Here is a 20,559-nt window from a genome sequence, read left to right as displayed (position 1 = left end):
GGTTTGCAAATGCTTTCCGTAGGTGAAAAGCGCGCCGTCTGCTACCGTGATTTCAAGGCGTTGAGGGTCAGGAACAAAGTTATGACGAAAATTGCCAAGATCACCCTTCTGTTCGTGGTGTTTGTTGATCTGCTTGGGCAAGGATTGGTCTTTCCCATCATCAACTCTCTGATCATGGAGTCGAAATCCGGTTTCCTGCCCGAAAACACCCCAATGGGACAGCGGCATTTCTATTACGGGCTGGTAATAGGGTGCTTTTTCCTGTCGTGGTTTCTGGGTGTGGTCTATGTCTCGAAGGTTTCGGATTCCATCGGACGCAAGAACGCGCTGTTGGTGTGTCTGGGTGGGGCGTTGATCGGATACGCGCTGACGATCGCGTCGCTTTACCTCAACAGTCTGTTGTTGCTGATTATCGGTCGCTCGATCACCGGGTTCACCGCGGGCAACCAACCCATTGCCCAAGCAGCAATGATTGATGGCAGCACCGATGCTGCCGACCGCGACCGCAATATGGGATATATCGTGACCGGCGTCAGCTTTGGCCTGGTCGGTGGGCCGATCATCGGCGCGCTTCTTTCTGATGCCGCCCTGCTGGGCAGCGTGGCCACGCTGAAAACACCGTTCTACGGCGCTTTTGTTCTTGTCTTGATCGCAATCTTCCTCGTGATCACCTTTTTCAAAGACACCCGTACCGAACGTGCGCCTTTTGTCTTTCGTCCGCGCGACGTGACCGACAGTCTGATCGCCGTGCGTGGGCATCCGATGGTTCTGAAGATCCTGCCTGTCTATTCATTCTTTATGATCGCCAACGTCACTTTCTATGTGTTCGTCGACAATTATCTAACCAGCCGGTTCGGTTACGGCGTGATCGGTGGCAGTGTGGCGATGGTGGTGATCGGCTTTGCGCTGGCTTTTTCCAGCACTTTCCTTGTTAAACCAGCGCAAGAAAAGTTCAGTAAACACAAAATCATCTATACCTCGCTGATCATTATGGTGATCTGCGGCTTTGCTTTCGCATTCAGCCCCAACGGTGTGCTGAGTTATGTGCCGGTCTTTTTCTTCTACTTCTTCTTTGGAGTGTCTTACCCCACACTGCTGGGTCTGTTTTCCTCTGCCGTCAGTGAAACCGATCAAGGATGGGTCATGGGTGTCACGACAGCCGTGTTCTGTCTGGCCGGAGGCATCATGTCCCTAGTCGGCGGTGGCTTAATGAGCATCGACATCCGCGTGCCCTACTACATCGTCATCGTTGCGGCCATACTGGGATTGATCGGAATGCATCGCCGCTGGAAAGGGAAAGAGATCAAGACGCTACTGGCCTGAGATCTCCTCGACCGTCAGATTGCCATTGGTGTAAACGCAGATATCTGCGGCAATTGCCATCGCCTCGCGCGCGATCTGTTCTGCTGGTTTATCGCTGTCCATCATCGCGCGTGCTGCTGCCAGTGCGAAATTTCCGCCAGATCCAATAGCGGCCACGTTATGTTCAGGTTCCAGCACATCCCCTGCCCCGGTGATGACCAACAGGTCCTTGCCGTCGGTGACGATCAACATCGCCTCGAGCTTTTGAAGGTACTTGTCTGTCCGCCAGTCCTTGGCAAGCTCGACCGAGGCGCGGGCCAGTTGGCCGGGCGTCGCCTCAAGCTTGGCCTCCAGCCGTTCCAGCAACGTAAACGCATCAGCGGTCGAGCCAGCGAAACCGGCAACGACTTCGAAACCGCCGGGTGAAAGGCGACGCACTTTCCGGGCGGTGCCCTTGATTACGGTCTGACCCAGGCTGACCTGTCCGTCCCCGGCAATCACCACATGGCCGCCTTTTTTGACGCCAATGATCGTTGTGCCGTGCCAACCGGGAAAGTCGTTGTCTGCCATCGGGGCCTCCAATTTGATCTGGCACCCTATATGGGCCGGACCCGCCGTCAGCGCAACAGTTCACAAACTGCCTAAAAGATATGCAAGAATCGCAGATCGGGGTTACCAGACTAGCAATTGTGAGATTCGAGTGTTGGTTCTACATGAGCCTCACAACCGACATGAGGTCGGCTGTTTCAGTTAAAAGGAATGCGCAAATGGCAACCACCGCGAATATCCATGCGCCGCTCGGAGCAGCTACCATCCTGCATGTAGTGGACGCGTTCTTCGGAACCTATGAAAAAGCAGTAGCGTGGAATGAATCCCGCAAAACACGTAAGGCACTGTGGCAACTCAGCGACGCTCAGTTGGAAGACGTTGGTCTGTGCCGCGCGGATATCAGCAAGTTCTGATCCGCGACCCATACCGTGTGATAGATGAGCCGCTCGTTCGAGCGGCTTTTTCTTTGTCTAACGTAAACGAAAAAAGGCGCCCCGCTTGAGGCGTCTTTCTTTTCCGTCAATTCAGCCAGATCAGATGGATTCGTCGATCCAGCTTTGCAGGGCTGCCTTGGGGGCTGCGCCCGCGCGGTTCGAAACAACCTGACCGTCCTTGAAGATGAACAGGGCCGGAATGCCGCGCACACCCATAGCCGCTGCAGAGTTCGGGTTGCTGTCTACGTCTACTTTGGCGATTTTGACTTTGCCACCATACTCGGACGCCAGCTCTTCCAGAGCGGGGCCGATCTGTTTACAGGGGCCACACCATTCAGCCCAGAAATCGACAACAACAGGGATGTCGGAATTCTTGACTTCGGCGTCAAAGGTATCGTCGGTTACGGCTACGGTCGACATATTCTGTCTCCTGAATGGGGTAAACTCGGGATCAGAACGTAGGGTCGCGATGGCCCAAGGTCAAGATATCTGGGTGCGCGCCAAGGCATCCGTCACAATATCGTGTGGCAGCCACATCAAGTCAGCGGTTCGAGTCCAAAGAATGGCCGTGCTGATTTTCCGATCCGGGTAAACCTGTGCCAAGGCGTTGGCATAGGCCCCCATCTGACGCAGCAAACCCTCGGGGCAGGTTTCGGGGCGATCTGGAACGGTGGCATTTGATTTAAAATCAACCACCTGTACCTCGTCTTCGGTCACGATCAATCTGTCTATCACGCCGTGCATCCTTTGCCCGTTCAGATCTGCGGTCACCGGAACCTCGGCCAGAGCGTCTTTGGCAAAAACCGCCTGCAGGTGTTCTGCGGTCAACACCATCTGCGCCTCGTTTAGCAGCTCCTGACGTTCCAAGGCGGGTGTGTCGGGCAGAATCCTTTCGCTAAGCTGCGGCCAATCTGCCTGGGATATCGAAGGTAAATGTTCCAGCAACAGATGCAGGCGCGTGCCGCGCAGCTTTGCTGCCTCTTCATCTTGTCCCGCGTCCCCGGCAAGGGCTTTGGCCCCACCAAGATCCGATGGGCTGAGCGTTTTCGTCTCGGGCAGCGCGTCCTGGGCCGGGACCAGGAACATAGCTGGCAGATCTGTTTGCGAAACGGTGGCTTCGTCATGTTTGATCAAAGGAAGCCCATCCCAATCGCCATGAGACAGTCGTAAGGTTTCGGTGCCGGGAACAGCTGTGGCCCCTGCCCGTTCCATCGCGGCCTTTATCATCTGGTACCAGCTTGTGCCGTCTTTTCCGACATCACCCGCAGCACCAACGATCAACCATTTCTCTGCGCGCGTCATGGCGACGTATAACAGGCGCAACCGCTCGTTTTCTTCGCGCTGGCGCGCCTCGGCACGGGCGCGGGTAATCAGATCAGGTGATGCGTCAGCCGGTACCTTCCAGACGGGCATTCCGTCGGACACCATGATTTCCGCATCGCGCGGCGCCTGTCGTTTGCCCGTGTCAGGCAGAATGACGATTGGTGCCTCCAATCCTTTTGAGCCATGCACCGTCATCACACGGATCATGTTGCCGACCCCACTCATCTGCCGCTTGATTTCCAGATCGTCGGTCTGCATCCAGACAAGAAATCCGGTCAAACTGGGGATATCGGTGCGTTCGTAGGCCAGCGCCTGAGACAGCAGGGCGTTTATGCCGTCTTCGGCTTCAGCCCCCAACCGACCCAGCAGTTTGCGACGCCCGTCGTGTCGGGTCAGGATTCGTTCGATCAGATCATAGGGACGCAGAAAATCAATCTGACCGCGCAGATCGTTCAAAATGGCCAGCGTTTCGGGGAATTCGTCGGCTCGGCTGCGCAGCGCGGCCCAAAGAAAATGTTCCTGACGCCGGTGCGCCAGATCGAACAGTTGCTGCTCGTTCCAGCCAAACAGGGGTGATTTCAGCACGGTTGCCAGCGACAGGCTATCTTCGGGCGTCGCAAGAAAGCTGAGCAATGCGGCCAGATCCTTGACCGCCAGTTCCGCACCAACCTTTAAGCGATCAGCGCCTGCAATCGGCAATCCTTCGGCCTTGCATGCGCGGATGATTTCGGCAAACAGGTCCGAGCGGCGTTGAACCAGAACCAGAAAGTCCCCCGGCTGCACAGGGCGTCGGTTAAACCTGCCGGGTACGTCGCTGTCGTCGGGAACAGTTTCGCCACCGTCGATCATCGCCTTGATTGAACACGCTACTTTTTCGGCAAGGATCACTGTGTGGTGACGCGCGCCAGGTCGATCGACCGGATCAGTCCAGTCCGTGTCCTCAGCATCGTCGACCTTTTCCACGACAGGCCAAAGGTCGACCCGACCGGGAAGATCAGCCTTAAACGCCCGGTGCTGACTTTCTTTGTGAAATCCCGCCTCCGTCCGGTTTTCGAACAGAATATCGACCAGAGACAGGATCGCGCTGGAAGACCGGAAAGAATACTCTAACGTCGAATCCCACAGTTTAGAGCCTGATTCAGATAGTTTTCGCCCAAACTCTGCCTGCATCCGATCGAACGCCTGAGGATCGGCGCCCTGAAAAGAATAAATCGACTGTTTCTTGTCCCCGACCACAAAGATCGTCCGCTCGACACCCGAACGGGCCCCCTCGCCGCTGGTAAATTCCTGAGCTAGCTTCTCGACCACATCCCATTGATCCGGGCTGGTATCCTGAGCCTCGTCCACCAGAATATGGTCAATCCCGCCATCCAGCCGGTACAGCACCCATTCTGCCACAGCTGGGTCGTTCAAAACTTGCCTTGCCCGCAGGATCAGATCGTCAAAGTCCAGCCAGCCGCGAAGCTGCTTGCGTCGTTCGTATTCTGGCAAAAACGTCGATGCGAACCGGTGCAGGACATGCGTTTTGCGCGCGGCCACCAGTGCCAACCGCTGCTCCCGGGCGACTTCAACCCGCAGCATCAGCGCCTCAAGCTGTGGTATCTGACCTGCAAGTAACCCTTCACGCAGTGCCTTGGTTGGAAAACTGTTGATCTTGGCGGTAAAGGGCTCTTTCGCGGCTTTGCCCGTCAGAAAAACGCTTTCCAGCAGTGGAAGGTGGGTAATGTGCGCTTGGGTAAAAGCATCCAGTTTCGCTGCGGCTTTGGCGTTGTTCCCACCACTTTCGGATAGCGCGGGCAGGATTGAGCGGATCAGCTCGACTTCGCCGCCCAGAAAGACGCGGTCTTTCAAAGCGTCTTCATCGAATCCGTGGGGCAATCCGAAACGCTCAAGGATGTCGTTCCAGTCTAAGGGATGCAAAAAGTAACTGCGTTTTTGCGATATGGCAGAGGTCAGGTTTTCAAACCCGGTGTCCGTCACGAACCGCGCAACATCTTCAATCAAGCTGACTTGCACACCTTCGGCAAAGTCTGAAACGATCTCTTCGCGCAGTAAGGCGGCTGCCCGGTCCTCCATCTCGGTGAATTGGGGGCTTACACCGGCTTCAAGGGGAAAACGGCGCAATAGCGAGGCGCAGAACGAGTGAATAGTCTGGATTTTCAACCCACCCGGTGTTTCGATAGCGCGGGCAAACAACGTACGCGCCTGAGCCAGACGGTCAGGGGTCAGATTGCCCAGAACACCAAGATCGGTCAGTTGCGCCACCAACCGATCGTCACCCAGCATCGCCCATTCGCCCAGCCGTTTGAATAGGCGGTTCTGCATCTCGCTGGCAGCGGCCTTGGTATAGGTCAGGCACAGAATGTGCTGCGGCTGCACCCCGTCCAGCAACAGCCGTGCTACGCGATCGGTCAACACGCGGGTCTTTCCCGATCCCGCATTCGCCGCCAACCAGGTCGAGGCGTCAGGCCGCGCTGCCTGAACTTGACGTTCGGTGGCGTCGTTGCGGGCGCTCATGTCAAATCCTCAGGCGTTGTCTCGTCTGTCCGATCCCATTCTCCGAACCGGGCCAGATGATCATAGTCGCCAATATCGGTGTCCTTGTGCAGCATACGGCGGGAAGAAAAGCCCTGATTAGGGTCTAAATAACCGGAAATCAACTCATTTAGCTCGGCAAGTACCTTGTTAGCCGGCTCCTTCAGTAGCGGAGCGGGAACCTCTTTATAGCTGCCGCCCATACCGATAAAGATCGCTTCGGCCACGGGCAGTGGATCAAAGCCTTCGATCCCGCCTTGTTCGGCAATTGCGGCTTCGATCAGCAATTGTTTGTCGAACTTGCTTTGTTGGCTTTCGGTAGGGGGCGCGCCCGTTTTATAGTCCACGATCCGCAACCCGCCCCTGCTGTTCACATCAATCCGGTCGGCGCGACCTGAAATCGTGAAATCCAACGGGCTTAGTACAAGTTTCATTGCGGCCTCAAACGCGACCGGGCCGCCATCGCCACGACGGGCGGCTTCGGCATTCAGAAAGTCGTCAGCGATCCGTTCCAGCCGCGCGAGCCAGAGTTTGCGTGCCGTAGGCCATGCCACGTGCTGGTCCAGTAGTGTTTCGGCCCGTTTCAAAAAGTTTTCGCGGGTCAGTAGCGCGCTGTCCAGCACGCTGTCCTTCACGAAATGCTCCAATATCTCGTGGATTACGATTCCGCGCAGCAAAGCATCCGGAGCCTGCACAAGCGGGTCCAGCGGTTTGAGACGAAGCACATGTTTGGCGTAAATCGCATAAGGGTCGCGGATCAGTCGCTTGATCTGGGTAACACTCAGGCGGCGTGGTCGGGCAGAGACAGGTGGACGCGGTGAAGGACGTGGTGCAGGCATGATCGGCGGCGCGGATTCAAGCTGGTCAGTCCATTCGAGCCATTGCTGACCTCGGGTTCGCATCGCAGCAAGCGCATCCGGGCCGCCCTGCCCCGGCAACCCCTGCAACAAGTTCGTCAAACGGTTCAGCCACCGGGACGGCACGGTTTCTGCATCGTCGGACCGTGATGCGCGCGTCAGCCAAACCTCAGGCGCGCCAATGGCCTGTTGAAAGTCGTGCGCCGACAGTCCGATACGCCGTTCGGGCAGCAGCAATCCGGCTTTGTTGCGCATTTGCCGATTCAACCAGGGATCGGGCGCTGGGGCTTCGGGCCAGCTGCCTTCATTCAATCCCCCCAGAATAAGAAGATCAGCGCCTTGAACCCGTGCCTCAAGCGTACCCCAGATCATAATACGCGGGTGTGGCGCGTCACGGTCGCGGACCTCTTCGCCAGCCAGCAAGGCACCTAAAAGATCCGCAAAGTCATGCGCGGTCATGATACCGCCGTGATGGGCTTCATTTTCGAGTGTGGTCAGAACGGACAGCGCTTTTTGACCTGCATTCTTGTCCCAAAGCGTTCCGGTTTTGCCCGTGCTTCCGGCCGAGATACCCTCGGCCAGTTGCCTCAGGCGCGTGACCCAATCAGACAAGGAAAGTGCGGCAGTTACGGTTTGGTCGCAAAAGTGCTGGTTCAGCCAGCGAACCCAGTCATCCGGGACGTCCTTGCGGACTGCAAAAGCTGTAAGGCTGATGCTGTCGGGAAACGGAGGCCCGTGCCGTCGCAAATCCAGCTCAAGATCACGCGCATGCAGCAGATGAGCGCCGCGGTTTTCGCCGTCATGGCACAAAGGATGTTTGAGCAGAGTTAGCAGCGCTTCGCCGTCAAGCCGACGCACGAACAGGCCCGCCACATGGCGCAAAAACCGGCCCGGTGGCGAAAGTTGCAGCGGTAATCCCGCGCTGTCGTCGGGAAGTATGTTCCAGCTATCCAGTGCCGCACTGACCTGCCGGGTCAGCATACGGTCAGGTGTAATCAATGCTGCGGTTTGCCCGGTTTCGGCAGCTTCGCGCAGGCGCAGCGCAATGGCCAGCGCCTCATCCCGTGGCGATTGTGCTTCGATCAATGTCAGATCAGCGGTCGCGCCGTCCAGATCTGTTAGTGCGGGTCCTTCGGACATCCATGCATCGGTGATTGGTGCGGGTCGCAATGCCAGTGAAATCAACTTGTTCCGCGCGGTCGAGGGCGGCTGATCTTCGGTCCAATGCTTGATCTGACCGGGCTTCAGATCAAGTTGGGTCATCAGTTTGCGAAACCGGTACTGCGGATGGTCTTCTGAACTCAGCGCGTCGTCCAACCCGTGCCAAACATGATCCGGTTGGTCGAAATCGTAACCAGGCAGGATCAATGCGCCTTGCGGTAGGCAGGCGATGGCCTCCATCAACATCAATGTCGTTCCACGAGAGCCGGTGGATCCCGCAAGGATAACGGGATGTTGCGGGGGTTCATGCTGCCATCGCTTAATCAGGTTCTCAACGACCCGTCTTTGCCGCGCCTGCGCGTCCAGTTCGTCACCACCTGTATCCACAAACTGGTCCGCGATCCCGACAAAAGCCTGGGTACGCGCCCAGTGACCCGACATATCGCTGACATCAAGATTGCGGATGGCGTCTGGAGAAACACCCTCGCCCTGCATCTCGTCAATCAGCGCGGCGAGGCTGTCGGATAAATCGAACAAGGATGATCGTGCGGCCAGATCAGGCTGCTGGTCCAACAGTTTCGCGACAAGCTGGGTCAGTTCCAGCCGCCGCCGCAAGGCTGGAATCGCCGGAGGGATCTGCGCAAGATCGACGCTTTCTCCCAGATCGGTCACAAGTGATATCTGGGGCAAAAGGACCGCTGGGCCTTGGTCAAACAAGTCACGCACCCTGCGCGCCATTCGCCGCGTGTTGACCACAAGCTGGACGCCAGCCAACACTTCCGGAGCCATGCCTTGGGTTCGCGCACGCAAACCTTCTACCAGCGCTTTGGGGAAATCACTTCCTGGTGGAACAGCATAAACGCGCGGATGAGCGTTGGGATCAAACATCGGCCAGCAGCCCTTCGGCCAACGCAATCCCTTCGGGTCTGCCCACATCGCACCAACGGCCGGGATAGGTTATGGCGAACAGTCGGTCTTTTTGATGCATGCGGTCCCATAGAACATTCAGCGAAAAGGCTTTGTCTGGAATCTCGGCCAAGCCTTCTGTTTTCATGATCTGCGCACCGCCATAGATCAATTCTCCACCTCGTGTGATGCGACCGGAGTTGTCCGCAGTAAAATCACCGGTTCCCGCATGCCCAATTGTCTGAGAGATCGGGATGCACATCAATAAAGCGTCCATATTCTGGGGATCCCACGCGTCGCGCAGCATCGTCAGCGGATTAGGTCCGGACCAGATAGCGTCTGAGTTCAAAGTAAACACTGTATCAGTGTCTAACAAAGGCAAAGCGGTACGCAATCCACCGCCAGTTTCCAGAATGTCTGGCTCTTCATACGACAGCAAAACGCCCTTCGGCGCGAGATGTTCTGTAAGCTGATCAGGCAAATAGTGCAGGTTCGCGACCTTGCGCAAAGGTTCAAGGTCGCGGGTCAGATCAAGCGCGTGATCAATTAGCGGACGCCCAGCGCACTCGATAAGCGGTTTGGGCCGATCTTTCGTCAGCGCACCCATGCGGGTTCCCAACCCGGCTGCAAACAGCATGATTGCCTCGGGGGAACGGGTCATTTTGATCGCAGCCTGTCTAGGTTTTCAGAAGTCGGCCGGGGCAGGGCATCGCGAACAAGATCAGCCACTGTAACCAGCGCAGGATGTTCCAGATCTCGCATCAGATGCGCCCATGTCGCTGGAATAAGGTCAACATATTTGGGTTTTCCATATTCGGTCGCGAGGCGCGCAAAGCCACCGAGGATTCGCAAGTTCCTTTGCGCGCCAAGAACGGCATATGCCGTGCGAAAGTCGTGGTCGTTTATGCCGGTTTCCGAGATATACCGGCTGACCATCTGCATTTCCGTTCCAGGCGCCACATCTCGGCGCACGTCCTGCAACAACGAGACGAGGTCGTAAGCGGGATGACCCAACATAGCGGTTTGAAAATCCAGTAACCCGACCCGCGCGACGCCGATACGTTCCGGTAGCCAGATCAGGTTTTCTGCGTGGTAATCCCGTTGGACTACAACTTTAACCCCGGACGTTTCCCGGTGCAAAATATCTGCAAACCTGTCTTCGAACCGCACCCGGACGTCTTCATCATGTGAGCCGTCCACAGATTGGGCGTATTTGGTGAATGATAGGGCAGCAAGCTCGGTCATCAGGGCTGGGTCATAAGACTGCAGCGGTATTGTTGGAGCTTCGTGGAGCGTTATCAGAACATCCGTTGCTGCCTGGTACAGCTCGCGCTCTCTTTCGGGAGTTTTTTTCAAAACCCGGGCGAACAGATCGTCGCCCAAATCTTCGAGCAACAAAAACCCGAATTCGGTATCTTCGGCGTAAATCTCAGGTGCGCTCAATCCGATTGATCTGAGGTGGTTGGCCATGCGCACAAACGCCTCTACGGGTTCTGCTTGCCCTGGAGGGGAGTCCATCAATACGGCTGTTTCACTCGTTTCGCGGATTGTAAGCCGTTCATAACGGCGGTTTGAGGCATCCCCGGCAAGAGGGGCCCTGTCCGCATTGGCCCATCGGGTCTGAGCGATCAGCGCTTCGGCCACTACTGCCCGGTTTGTCATGCGGTGCTCTCCAATTTTCCTGACCATTTGACGTCTGTCCAAGTAAGTGTCACATGCCGTTTTTCCAACGTGTTAGGGTCTGTTTTGAACTGTATTGTCAAGGCCGACGCCGGCCTTAGGGCACCCAGCTTGTCCGGCCATTCGACCAAGCAGATCTCAGTATCGAACGCTTCGATCAATCCCAACTCGTCGACCTCTTCCAATGCGTTCAGGCGATAAAGATCGCAATGCCAGATTTCACCCAAGCTGGTTTCGTAGGTCTGAACCAGTGTAAACGTGGGGGATGGTACATCCTCTGGGGGTGTCATGACCGATTGGATCAGGCTGCGGGCAAAATGTGTCTTTCCACTGCCAATTTCACCCTCAAGAAGAACGATGTCACCGGGCTGCAGGTTTTGGCCTAAACGGGCCGCCAAAGCAGCCGTTTCTGCAGGTGAATTCAAGGTCATTACTAAAGGCGCAGTCGTCATGGCGCCACAATGACCGCGCGGTCGGCTCGCTGCAACCCGGTTCAGGCGCTGATCCGTTGATCCTCTGATCGGGCAGCGATGGCGTCCTCGGTTGCAAAGCGAACAATCGTCGCGCCATTTTGCATTGGACACACGATACAGGTCAGCCGCTGGCCTTCGCGTGTCCGCAATTGCGCAGACCACTCAACCCGATGGTCGCGCATTTCGATAAACTCACGGATTTCTCCAAAAACCGGCGAGGCGGCACATTGATCTTGCCATTTACGTGTGACCTCCAGGACTGTGTCCGGCTCAAACCCGGTGTCGCCCGTGTCGCCCCAGAGTTCTTGATAGGCAAAGTTGGTAAGCGCAAGCGTTCCGTCATCAGCAAAAACAGCGACAGCATCGGCGAGCTTGTCGAGAACGGATTGCATAAGATCCATCTCAGAGCGGAAACGTCGGGTCAGGGTAATCTCGGCCGTGATGTCTTCAAATAAAAAGGCCACGGCACCATCGGGATGTGGGCGACCGCTGACAGAATAGACCGACCCGGACGGCAGAGACCACGTTTCCTGATAGTTACCGTCTTCCGCCGCCTCAAGCAGATCATTCATCTGACTGCGCCAACTGCGATAATTCTTGGGTTCCGGCATCATGTGTTGGTCCCGCAGCCTGTCGAAGAAACTGGACAGACTGGGGCGGCAGCTTAGGAAATCCGGGGGCAGGGTGGTTAGGTCAATCAGGGCGGGGTTGAACAGCGCCAGTTGTCGGTTTCGGTCGAAAATGGCCAACCCGATCGACAGTTGCGCAAAGGTCTTTGTCATCGTTTGCACGAATTTTCGCTGCGCCGTTTCGGCGTCGACAATCGCGTTGATGTCAACGGCATAGCACAGATGCCCTTCGGGATGATTGACCAGCGTCAGGTCGAACCACAGCTTGTTTTGGGTGGTATCCGACGAGATTGAAACACGCGTCTTGGCAGTTGGCCGGCTTTCGTTGTCAAACCCCGGAAATAAAGGAGCCGTCAGGTCGGTATCCTGCCCCCGTACCTTGCGCACCAGTGACACATAAGCGGCGTTGCACCAACGCACACTGTCTTCAGCATCAAGCAGCCAGACAGGGTAGGGCGCGCGCTCCATCGCAAGGCGGATGGGATCGTTTGCGTCGCGGTGAATAGTTGCCGGGCACTGGCTGCTCTCGCGCAGACGGACGCGGATAATGCCGTCAATCCATTCGCACAGCACATCGCGCTCGACCGTGCAGTCTATGGCAGGGATGACCATCCGGCCTTCTTGCTGTATAAGCTCGGGTTTTTCAGGGAAAGCCGGGAAGTCGCGGTGTAAGAGGCGGCGCAGATCGGACCAGGTTCGAATATCCTCGAACCCTTCCAGCGCGATATCGGAATGGCTGATTAACCTTTCACCGTCGAACAGAAAAACCGGATCGAACAGAGAGTTGGGTGAGGACAGGCCGAAGTTGTCACCCCTGTGACGACGGCGCGGCAAGAGCCACTGAACGGCCAGACCGGCAGATACCAAGCTGATTACGGCCAGGATAATCCAATCTACCATGCGCGCGCCCTAAACAGAAAACAACGCAGCGCAGTATGGTTACCAATGGTTAACGAGGTCTTAATTCACACCTCAATGCGCTGATTAACACCCGAAGGCACAGGCGTATCGCCAAGCTGCGCATCGACTAGATTACGCGGCCACGTCACGCGCACGATCGCACCCCGGCGTTCGGGGTTGTCCGACAGGGTTTGATAGGGATCAGAGCCATTGGCAAAATCCAGCTCGGCCCCGCTGCGTTCCAACAGCGTTTTCGCGATGAACAGCCCCAACCCCATCCCTTCATATTCCGGGCGCGTGCGCTGCTCGGTCTCGGCCCGGCGGCGTCGCATGAATGGGTCACCAATCCGGCCGATCATCTGCGATGGATACCCGCGCCCGTCATCCATGATTTTGACGGTGATCTGCGTCGGGCTCCATTCAGCCTCGACCCAGACATTCGCTCGGGCGAAGTCGACGGCATTTTGTATCAGGTTTCGCAGGCCATGAATGATTTCAGGTTTGCGCAGGATCGAAGGCTGTTGCACATCCCCGTCGCCAACCGGTCCTTCGGTGAACTGAACGGATTTGCCACGATGTATATGCGGCTCAGCCGCTTCGTGAACCACCGTTGACAGCGGAGCTTGACGCAGATGCAGGTCATCTTTCCCGGCCCGGCCCATGTCGCGAAGAATGTCGCGGCAGCGATTGGCTTGTTCTCGGATCAGCGCGGCGTCTTCCTTGAGGTCAGGGCGATCGTCAAGCTCTTCGATCAACTCGGAACTTGTCAACTTGATCGTGGCAAGAGGTGTTCCCAGCTCATGCGCGGCTGCGGCGACGACCCCGCCCAGGTCCGTCAGTTTCTGCTCTCGGGCCAGTGCCATATGTGTGGCCGATAACGCCTCGGACATGGACTGAACTTCAGAGCTGACGCGGTGGGAATAGGCCCCCAAAAACACGATTGCGATGACAATTGCAGCCCAGTTTCCAAACAGTAAAATATCCGGAATATCCAGATCCATGCCGCTGTCAGTGCGCAATGGTATGTGGAATTCGGCCAACAGCGAGGTCAGGATGATCGCCACCAAACCAATGATCATGGTTGACCGCGTGGTCATCACACTGGCCGAGATCGTAACAGGGCCCACCAGCAGCAACGCAAACGGATTGTTGAGTCCGCCGGTCAGATACAGCAGAACCGTCAACTGCAGCAGGTCGAACAAGACCATCAGAAAGTTTTCAAACTCAGAAAGCCGCTTGTTTCGTGGAAATATCAGGATCGCCGTCAGGTTACCCATGATCGAAATGCCGATGGCCAGATAACACAGCATAACGTCTAGCTGCACACCATAGGTCTGTTGTGCGACTGTGATGGCGGTGATCTGGCCAACAATGGCCACCCAGCGCAACAGGATCAGCGTTCGCAGTCGGATCCAGCTGCTGCGTTCCTGTCCGCGCCACAATGTGATGTTGGAATTGGCCATTGGTCGACTATGTCCTGTTGCATCGGCTGATCATCTTGATAGGTGTCCCGGCCGAAACGATCAACAACCCCTCTGATCTCAGGATTAATGTCATGGTCCGTCTTTACGCTATTCTTGCTGCTGTTGTTCTGGCCATTGGTATGGGTGCCATGTGGCTGCTGACGCGCGGCCCCGGTTCGGATGACAAGTTCGCTCAATGCCGATCAAGCCAGATCGCAGGCGGAACCGCAGCGATCGGCGGGCCGTTTGAATTGATCAACGGCGCTGGTGAAACGGTCACTGATACCGACGTGATTACCGAGCCAACGCTGGTCTATTTCGGCTATACATTCTGTCCCGATGTTTGCCCGTTCGATATGTCCCGCAACGTCGAGGCCGTGGATGTTTTGGCAGAGCGCGGTCAGTCGGTCACACCGCTTTTCATCTCGGTCGACCCGGATCGGGATACACCCGAAGTGGTGGCAGACTATGCCTTTAACCTTGGTGGCAAGACGATCGCACTGACCGGAACGCCCGAGCAGATCAAGGCTGCCAGCCAAGCCTACAAGACCTATTACAAGGCGCATGACAAAAGCGATGAATACTATCTGGTGGACCATTCGACCTTTACCTACCTGGTCACTCCGCAGGATGGTTTCATCGAATTTTTCAATCGCAACGACAGTGCCGGGCAGATGGCCGATAAGGTCGGATGCTTTCTGGACAAGATCTAGCCTGAAACACGCTGTTTGACCTTTGCAATGGCGCTGCTATTACTCATGTTTAAGCCAAATGCGTGAAATAGCGGAAAGAATAGAATATGGCGGACAGCTCTGACCTGGATATCGGCCCCGACAAATCCCTGCTATTGGTTGATGATGACGAGCCGTTTCTGAGGCGGCTGGCCAAGGCAATGGAGAAACGCGGCTTTGAGGTCGAAACCGCAGGTTCCGTCGCCGCAGGGCGCGCGATCTCGACAGCACGCCCTCCTGCTTATGCCGTGGTTGACCTAAGGCTCGAAGATGGTAACGGGCTGGACGTGGTCGAAGTTCTGCGTGAAAAACGCCCCGACAGCCGGGTCGTGGTTCTGACCGGTTACGGAGCGATTGCCACCGCCGTAGCGGCCGTCAAGATCGGTGCAACGGACTATCTGTCGAAACCTGCAGACGCCACAGACATCACTAACGCCCTGTTGGCCAAGGACGATGAATTGCCGCCGCCGCCCGAAAACCCCATGAGCGCCGACCGCGTGCGTTGGGAACATATCCAGAGGGTCTATGAATTGTGCGACCGGAACGTATCCGAGACCGCCCGCAGATTGAACATGCACCGCCGGACATTGCAGCGGATCTTGGCGAAACGCAGCCCGCGTTGAGTTGAGATCTTACACCGGCAGATCTGGACCCTAGTGTTTACGGCTGGCCTGTTTTCGACTGTCACAGCTTCGTGACTTGCACCTCCGCGCCCTGAGGCCAAGTGTCCGTCTTGGAAAACACTTAACAAGACAGGAATCTCACATGATCGGCTATGTGACCATTGGCGTTTCGGATATGGAGCGCGCGAAGAAGTTTTATACGGATCTGCTCTCGGATCGCGATGCAAAGGTTACGTTTGATGCTGGTCGCATAGCGTTCATCGGCAATGAACCGGGCGCGCCTATGCTGGCTGTTTGTGAGCCCTATGATGGCGGTGACTGCGCGCCGGGGAATGGCACCATGGTTGCGTTTTCCGCCGACTCGAAAGAGCACGCACAAGCGATGTATGAAAAGGCAATTAGCCTTGGCGCCACCGACGAAGGCGAGCCGGGTCAGCGCGTACCGGATGTTTTCTACGGGGCCTATGCCCGCGACGCGGACGGCAACAAGCTCTGCTTTTACGTTTTCGGTTAAAGCTGCGTCAGAAGGGCCGCGTGCCTTTCAGTATACGCCCGCCGAACTTCAACCGGCGGGCGTAAGACGATATTCAGATTCTCCATTACAGACGTATCCGGACGGCCAAAGAACTTGGACGCCTCGGCCTCGGAGAAACCTGCGATCTGGGTTGCTTCCATCCAGGCGCTGATCTTGTCGGCCTTTTTGATCTGCCGCTTCACCGTTTTCGGTACGGCTGCGGGCAGGCCAAAACGGATGTGGATTGCTGCGGCAAGCCGATCATCCAGTGCCCCATAGCCCGGCCCCACTGCGGACTTGACCGGAGATATCATGTCGCCAATCACATATTCGGGTGCATCATGTAACAACGCCGCAAGCCGCCATTTTACCGGCGCATTGGGCGCGATGCGGCCAAAAAGCTCTTCGACCAGAAGTGAGTGCTCGGCCACGGAATAGGCGAAATTACCTGCCGTCTGGCCGTTCCACCGGGCCACAAACGCCAGACCATGCGCGATATCCTCAATCTCGATATCCACGGGCGTTGGATCCAACAGATCCAGCCTGCGGCCTGATAGCATTCTCTGCCATGCACGTGGTTGTGTTGCCATTATGCCATGCCCCGTCTGAACAGCCGCGATTGCGCCGCATTTTTGTGGTATGGTTTACCTGTCAAGATCACCAGCTGCCAACTTTTTCTTGAGCATTCGTGCTTTGAACAAGTGCGCGGTGATACCGACATGAAGTACCGAGGGGGGCGCATGCTTCTCCCGGTGTGCCCCTCTCGATCGAAACTCGTATCGAAAGGAGCTTGTTATGTTCAAGCGTTTGTTTGGAATTGCCCTGGCCTTTGGAATGGCTGCCACTGCCCCCCCTGCTTTTGCTCAGCAGCAAAATTGCGCGCAGCGAGAGCACGTGGTTGCCAAATTGCAGGACAGTTATTCAGAACAGCTGGCCTTTGGTGGATTGCAGAAATCGCGCGGCGGGCAATCGGTTATGGAGGTTTGGACCTCAAAGGAAACGGGAAGTTATACCGTTTTGGTGACCCATGCGAATGGCGTAAGTTGCATCGTCGCCGTTGGCACCGATTTTTTCGAAGCGATCCCCAAGATCAAGGTAGAAGGCACGCCAAGCTGATTATGGCGGCCTAAAATCCCGTTTCCGGCCATCGTCGTTGCCACGTCCGCTAAGGGATGTTAGGGCAACCCGGACCAATATTTACCGGAATGGAGTACCTGATGGCCGGGGACTATATCGTAAAAGACATTTCATTGGCCGGGTTCGGCCGTAAAGAACTTGATATTGCCGAAACGGAAATGCCGGGGCTGATGTCCCTGCGAGCCGAATATGGCGAAAGTAAACCACTGGCAGGGGCCCGTATTGTCGGTTCGCTGCACATGACAATCCAGACCGCAGTTCTGATTGAAACACTGGTTGCGCTGGGCGCGGATGTGCGCTGGGCGTCGTGCAATATCTTCTCAACCCAAGACCACGCTGCCGCCGCGATCGCCGAGGCTGGTATCCCCGTCTTCGCCATCAAGGGGCAGACGCTGGAAGAGCATTGGGATTACCTGGACAAGTCTTTCCTGTTCGACGAAGGCCCGAACATGATCCTGGACGATGGCGGCGACGCGACGCTGTACATCCTGCTGGGTGCCCGCGCCGAAGCAGGCGAAGACATCATCCCCGTTCCGGGTTCGGAAGAGGAAGAGGTCATCAAGAAACAGATCGCTAAGCGGATGGCGGCCTCGCCCGGTTGGTTCACCAAGATGCGGGACCAGATCCAAGGCGTGTCCGAGGAAACCACCACCGGTGTGAACCGCCTGTATCAGCTGGTGAAAGACGGTCATCTGCCGTTCCCGGCGATCAACGTGAACGACTCGGTCACCAAGTCGAAATTCGACAACAAATACGGCTGTAAGGAATCGCTGGTCGACGGTATCCGCCGCGCCACCGACACCATGATGGCCGGTAAAGTTGCCGTCGTCTGCGGGTATGGCGACGTGGGCAAAGGCTCGGCCGCGTCGCTGGCAGGGGCCGGTGCCCGTGTGAAGGTTACCGAAGTCGACCCGATCTGCGCGCTGCAAGCTGCAATGGACGGGTTCGAAGTTACGCTGCTGGAAGACGAAGTTGCCAGCGCGGATATCTTCATCACCACCACCGGCAACAAGGACGTGATCCGCATCGAGCATATGCGCGAGATGAAGGACATGGCTATCGTCGGCAACATCGGTCACTTTGACAACGAAATCCAAGTTGCCAGCCTGAAGAACCACAAATGGACCAACATCAAGGAACAGGTGGACATGATCGAGATGCCCTCGGGCAATCGTCTGATTCTGCTGTCCGAAGGCCGTCTGCTGAACCTCGGCAACGCCACCGGGCACCCATCCTTCGTGATGTCGGCATCCTTTACCAACCAGGTTCTGGCGCAGATTGAGCTGTTCACCAAAGGCGACCAGTACGAAAACAAGGTCTACATCCTGCCCAAGCATCTGGATGAGAAAGTCGCGCGTCTGCATCTGGACCGGATCGGCGTGAAGCTGACCCAGATGGACAGCGAACAGGCGGCCTATATCGGCGTAAAACCCGAAGGCCCCTATAAGCCCGAGCATTACCGCTACTGATCGCGGATCGGGTATGACCAAACGCAAAGGACGCCGCCGGATATTGCATCTGGCGGCGTCTTTCTTTTCGATCATCGTATTTCTATTTCTTGTTGGGTCGGGTGGGTATTTGCTGCTGGCGCACCCAAAGTCCCCGTTGCCCGCACATTGGAACCCTTTGCGGGACTTGTCTCTGACTGCTCCTGTCACGCCGGTCACGAAGTTCCAGTTGAACAAGGCGCTGGCGGATGAGGCACAGTGCCGGGCGACACTTTCACATGCGGATATCGCGTTTTCCGAGATGGAGGATCTGGTGGTTGATCGCAACTGCGGCATTGCCGGGCGGGGTTTGCTGTCGGGGTTGGGAACTGCCCGCGTCAGCGGGGTTGAGACTCGTTGTACAACAGCTCTGCGTTTGGCGATGTGGGAGCATCACGTGGTTCAGCCCGCTGCGCGGGACCTGTTGGGGACTGACGTACGCGCCTTGCGGCATCTGGGCAGCTACAATTGCCGCCGCATGCGCACGGCGCAGGGAGAAAACAGCGGATGGAGCAGTCACGCAACGGCGGACTCGATTGATATTGCCGGGATTGAGCTGGCGGATGGTAGAACACTCAGTCTGCTGCGAGACTGGGCCGAGCCGGGACCCGAGTCAGAGTTTCTGCACCGAATTGGGAAAGGGGCCTGTGACTGGTTTCGCGTGGTGCTGGGCCCGAACTTCAATCGCCTGCACGCGGATCACTTCCATCTGCAAGGCCCCGGTTGGGGCTATTGCCGATAGGTATCCCGGCCCCGCATTGCAGGGCCGGAAGTTTCTTTAGCGTCCGCTGACCGCGTCAGACAGCGATTTGAACCGGACGATCTTGTAGATGCCTTTCGAGGCGTCCTCGCCATTGTTCAGAACGGGTGAGCGGTGCAACTCGTTAATCGTGGCGTAGACATATCCATCCGCACCGATCGAGAATCCGTCTGGCCACGGCAATTCATCATCCGACTGGAACAGCACTTCATAGCTGCCATCAGGCTTGGTGACGCCCAGCGCATTGTCAGTCATCGCGGTGATATAGACGTTGCCGCCGGTATCCACGGTCGAACCATCCGAGATCGGCTTGTCGCCATAACGTTCAACCTTGGCCTCAAGATCGGCATCTGACAGGCTTTCATCCAGCAGTGCGGCCGTCGGGATGCGGTACATCGCGCTGGCTGTCATCGGGGCGAAATAGACCCAAGTGTTCGTCGGATCGACGGTGATCGGGTTGATGCCGATCTTGGCGGGATTGCCGCCCAGCGTGATCTCGCGCCCGTCGATGACCATCGGGGTATCTTCAGGAATCGTATATTTAGAGCCTTCCAGAACCCGCCGAGCGCGCCCTGTTTCCAGATCAACCACGATGATGGCCGAGTTCTGCCCGTCACCGGTATCCGAGATGTAGATAGCCCCGTGATCGCGATCCACCGCCAGATCGTTCAGGAACGAAGTCGGGCGTGCGACAGGTGCGCCGATATAGTGGATCGCATGCAGCGTCTCGGTTTTGGTGTCCCAACCGACAACGCGACCGGTCTGGTTTTCGCCCTGACCGTCCAGCATCCACAGGATACCATCGCGGTCAGCCCGCAGACCTAGAACACCGTTCAGCCCGTCGGCGTCATCTTTCGGTGCGCGGGCCCATTCTTCGGTCGGGTAAGGCTTGGTTGACCCGTCGGGCATGACCTCAACCACCCGCAGTTCGGGGCCGTAGAATTCGTGCACCGACATGAACATGCGCCCGTCCGGGCCAATAGCCAGGTTGCCCGGGGGCATAGCTTTTTCGAACTCAAGGTATGTTTCCAGCTCGGCGGCAGCGGCCGGCAGAGCAAGCGCTAGGGCGCATACACTGGCGTAAAGGGATTTCAT

The 20,559-nt window shown here is 56.8% G+C and carries 19 protein-coding genes; 8 read left to right on the top strand and 11 right to left on the bottom strand.

The window, feature by feature from the left end; translation table 11 throughout:
- The first annotated feature begins 81 nt into the window (after window positions 1-81).
- Window positions 82-1,323, top strand: coding sequence for an MFS transporter (locus ACR0BD_RS00410; RefSeq protein ID WP_480828310.1), 1,242 nt, complete (start codon window positions 82-84; stop codon window positions 1,321-1,323).
- Here ACR0BD_RS00410 and hslV read toward each other — a convergent pair.
- Window positions 1,312-1,872 (bottom strand): ATP-dependent protease subunit HslV, encoded by a 561-nt coding sequence (gene hslV, locus ACR0BD_RS00405; RefSeq protein WP_480699418.1) that lies wholly within the window; start codon window positions 1,870-1,872, stop codon window positions 1,312-1,314. The genes ACR0BD_RS00410 and hslV overlap by 12 nt on opposite strands.
- A gap of 197 nt (window positions 1,873-2,069) precedes the next feature.
- On the opposite strand from hslV, the gene ACR0BD_RS00400 reads away from it, so the two are divergent.
- Window positions 2,070-2,264 carry a DUF1127 domain-containing protein gene (locus ACR0BD_RS00400; RefSeq protein ID WP_480699420.1) on the top strand — a complete coding sequence of 65 codons (195 nt, stop codon included), beginning with the start codon at window positions 2,070-2,072 and terminating at the stop codon, window positions 2,262-2,264.
- Window positions 2,265-2,384: 120 nt separating this feature from the next.
- Here ACR0BD_RS00400 and trxA read toward each other — a convergent pair whose 3' ends face one another.
- From trxA to regB, 8 genes are all read right to left on the bottom strand, one after another.
- Window positions 2,385-2,705: a thioredoxin gene (gene trxA / locus ACR0BD_RS00395; protein ID WP_170397826.1), complete on the bottom strand. Its 321-nt coding sequence runs from the start codon at window positions 2,703-2,705 to the stop codon at window positions 2,385-2,387.
- Between the two features lie 60 nt (window positions 2,706-2,765).
- The gene (gene addA / locus ACR0BD_RS00390; RefSeq protein WP_480828309.1) at window positions 2,766-6,125 is read right to left on the bottom strand and encodes a double-strand break repair helicase AddA; all 3,360 of its coding nucleotides are present in this window, start codon (window positions 6,123-6,125) and stop codon (window positions 2,766-2,768) included.
- Entirely contained in the window at window positions 6,122-9,049 is a 2,928-nt protein-coding gene (gene addB, locus ACR0BD_RS00385; RefSeq protein WP_480828308.1) for a double-strand break repair protein AddB, read from the bottom strand. The genes addA and addB overlap by 4 nt, the downstream gene beginning before the upstream one ends.
- Window positions 9,042-9,728, bottom strand: a complete 687-nt coding sequence (locus tag ACR0BD_RS00380; protein ID WP_480828307.1) for a nucleotidyltransferase family protein — start codon at window positions 9,726-9,728, stop codon at window positions 9,042-9,044. Before ACR0BD_RS00380 ends, addB begins: the two co-directional genes overlap by 8 nt.
- On the bottom strand, window positions 9,725-10,729 hold the full coding sequence (locus ACR0BD_RS00375; RefSeq protein ID WP_480828306.1) for an aminoglycoside phosphotransferase family protein: 1,005 nt from the start codon (window positions 10,727-10,729) through the stop codon (window positions 9,725-9,727). Before ACR0BD_RS00375 ends, ACR0BD_RS00380 begins: the two co-directional genes overlap by 4 nt.
- The gene (tsaE, locus tag ACR0BD_RS00370; RefSeq protein WP_480828305.1) at window positions 10,726-11,199 is read right to left on the bottom strand and encodes a tRNA (adenosine(37)-N6)-threonylcarbamoyltransferase complex ATPase subunit type 1 TsaE; all 474 of its coding nucleotides are present in this window, start codon (window positions 11,197-11,199) and stop codon (window positions 10,726-10,728) included. Before tsaE ends, ACR0BD_RS00375 begins: the two co-directional genes overlap by 4 nt.
- Window positions 11,200-11,240: 41 nt before the next feature.
- On the bottom strand, window positions 11,241-12,749 hold the full coding sequence (locus ACR0BD_RS00365) for a PAS-domain containing protein (protein ID WP_480828304.1): 1,509 nt from the start codon (window positions 12,747-12,749) through the stop codon (window positions 11,241-11,243).
- 65 nt (window positions 12,750-12,814) lie between these two features.
- Window positions 12,815-14,212: a sensor histidine kinase RegB gene (gene regB / locus ACR0BD_RS00360; RefSeq protein ID WP_480828303.1), complete on the bottom strand. Its 1,398-nt coding sequence runs from the start codon at window positions 14,210-14,212 to the stop codon at window positions 12,815-12,817.
- Window positions 14,213-14,304: 92 nt separating this feature from the next.
- Here regB and ACR0BD_RS00355 point away from each other — a divergent pair, with 92 nt between their 5' ends.
- From ACR0BD_RS00355 to ACR0BD_RS00345, 3 genes are all read left to right on the top strand, one after another.
- The gene (locus tag ACR0BD_RS00355; protein WP_480699519.1) at window positions 14,305-14,925 is read left to right on the top strand and encodes an SCO family protein; all 621 of its coding nucleotides are present in this window, start codon (window positions 14,305-14,307) and stop codon (window positions 14,923-14,925) included.
- A gap of 86 nt (window positions 14,926-15,011) precedes the next feature.
- A complete protein-coding gene (locus ACR0BD_RS00350; RefSeq protein WP_480699436.1) occupies window positions 15,012-15,566 on the top strand; it encodes an ActR/PrrA/RegA family redox response regulator transcription factor in 555 nt (184 codons plus the stop codon).
- Window positions 15,567-15,708: 142 nt separating this feature from the next.
- A complete protein-coding gene (locus tag ACR0BD_RS00345) occupies window positions 15,709-16,080 on the top strand; it encodes a VOC family protein (protein ID WP_480699438.1) in 372 nt (123 codons plus the stop codon).
- Here the strand turns inward: ACR0BD_RS00345 and ACR0BD_RS00340 are convergent.
- A complete protein-coding gene (locus tag ACR0BD_RS00340) occupies window positions 16,077-16,670 on the bottom strand; it encodes an HD domain-containing protein (protein WP_480828302.1) in 594 nt (197 codons plus the stop codon). The two genes, ACR0BD_RS00345 and ACR0BD_RS00340, sit on opposite strands and share 4 nt — an antisense overlap.
- Window positions 16,671-16,875: 205 nt before the next feature.
- Here ACR0BD_RS00340 and ACR0BD_RS00335 point away from each other — a divergent pair, with 205 nt between their 5' ends.
- From ACR0BD_RS00335 to ACR0BD_RS00325, 3 genes are all read left to right on the top strand, one after another.
- Window positions 16,876-17,196, top strand: coding sequence for a hypothetical protein (locus tag ACR0BD_RS00335; RefSeq protein ID WP_480699444.1), 321 nt, complete (start codon window positions 16,876-16,878; stop codon window positions 17,194-17,196).
- Between the two features lie 101 nt (window positions 17,197-17,297).
- A complete protein-coding gene (gene ahcY / locus ACR0BD_RS00330) occupies window positions 17,298-18,686 on the top strand; it encodes an adenosylhomocysteinase (RefSeq protein WP_480828301.1) in 1,389 nt (462 codons plus the stop codon).
- Between the two features lie 13 nt (window positions 18,687-18,699).
- Entirely contained in the window at window positions 18,700-19,446 is a 747-nt protein-coding gene (locus tag ACR0BD_RS00325; RefSeq protein WP_480828300.1) for an extensin-like domain-containing protein, read from the top strand.
- 36 nt (window positions 19,447-19,482) lie between these two features.
- Here the strand turns inward: ACR0BD_RS00325 and ACR0BD_RS00320 are convergent, their stop codons facing one another.
- Window positions 19,483-20,559 (bottom strand): L-dopachrome tautomerase-related protein, encoded by a 1,077-nt coding sequence (locus ACR0BD_RS00320; RefSeq protein ID WP_480828299.1) that lies wholly within the window; start codon window positions 20,557-20,559, stop codon window positions 19,483-19,485.

The organism is Ruegeria sp. G5 (assembly GCF_056533365.1).
This window is presented reverse-complemented; position numbering and strand designations above follow the sequence as displayed.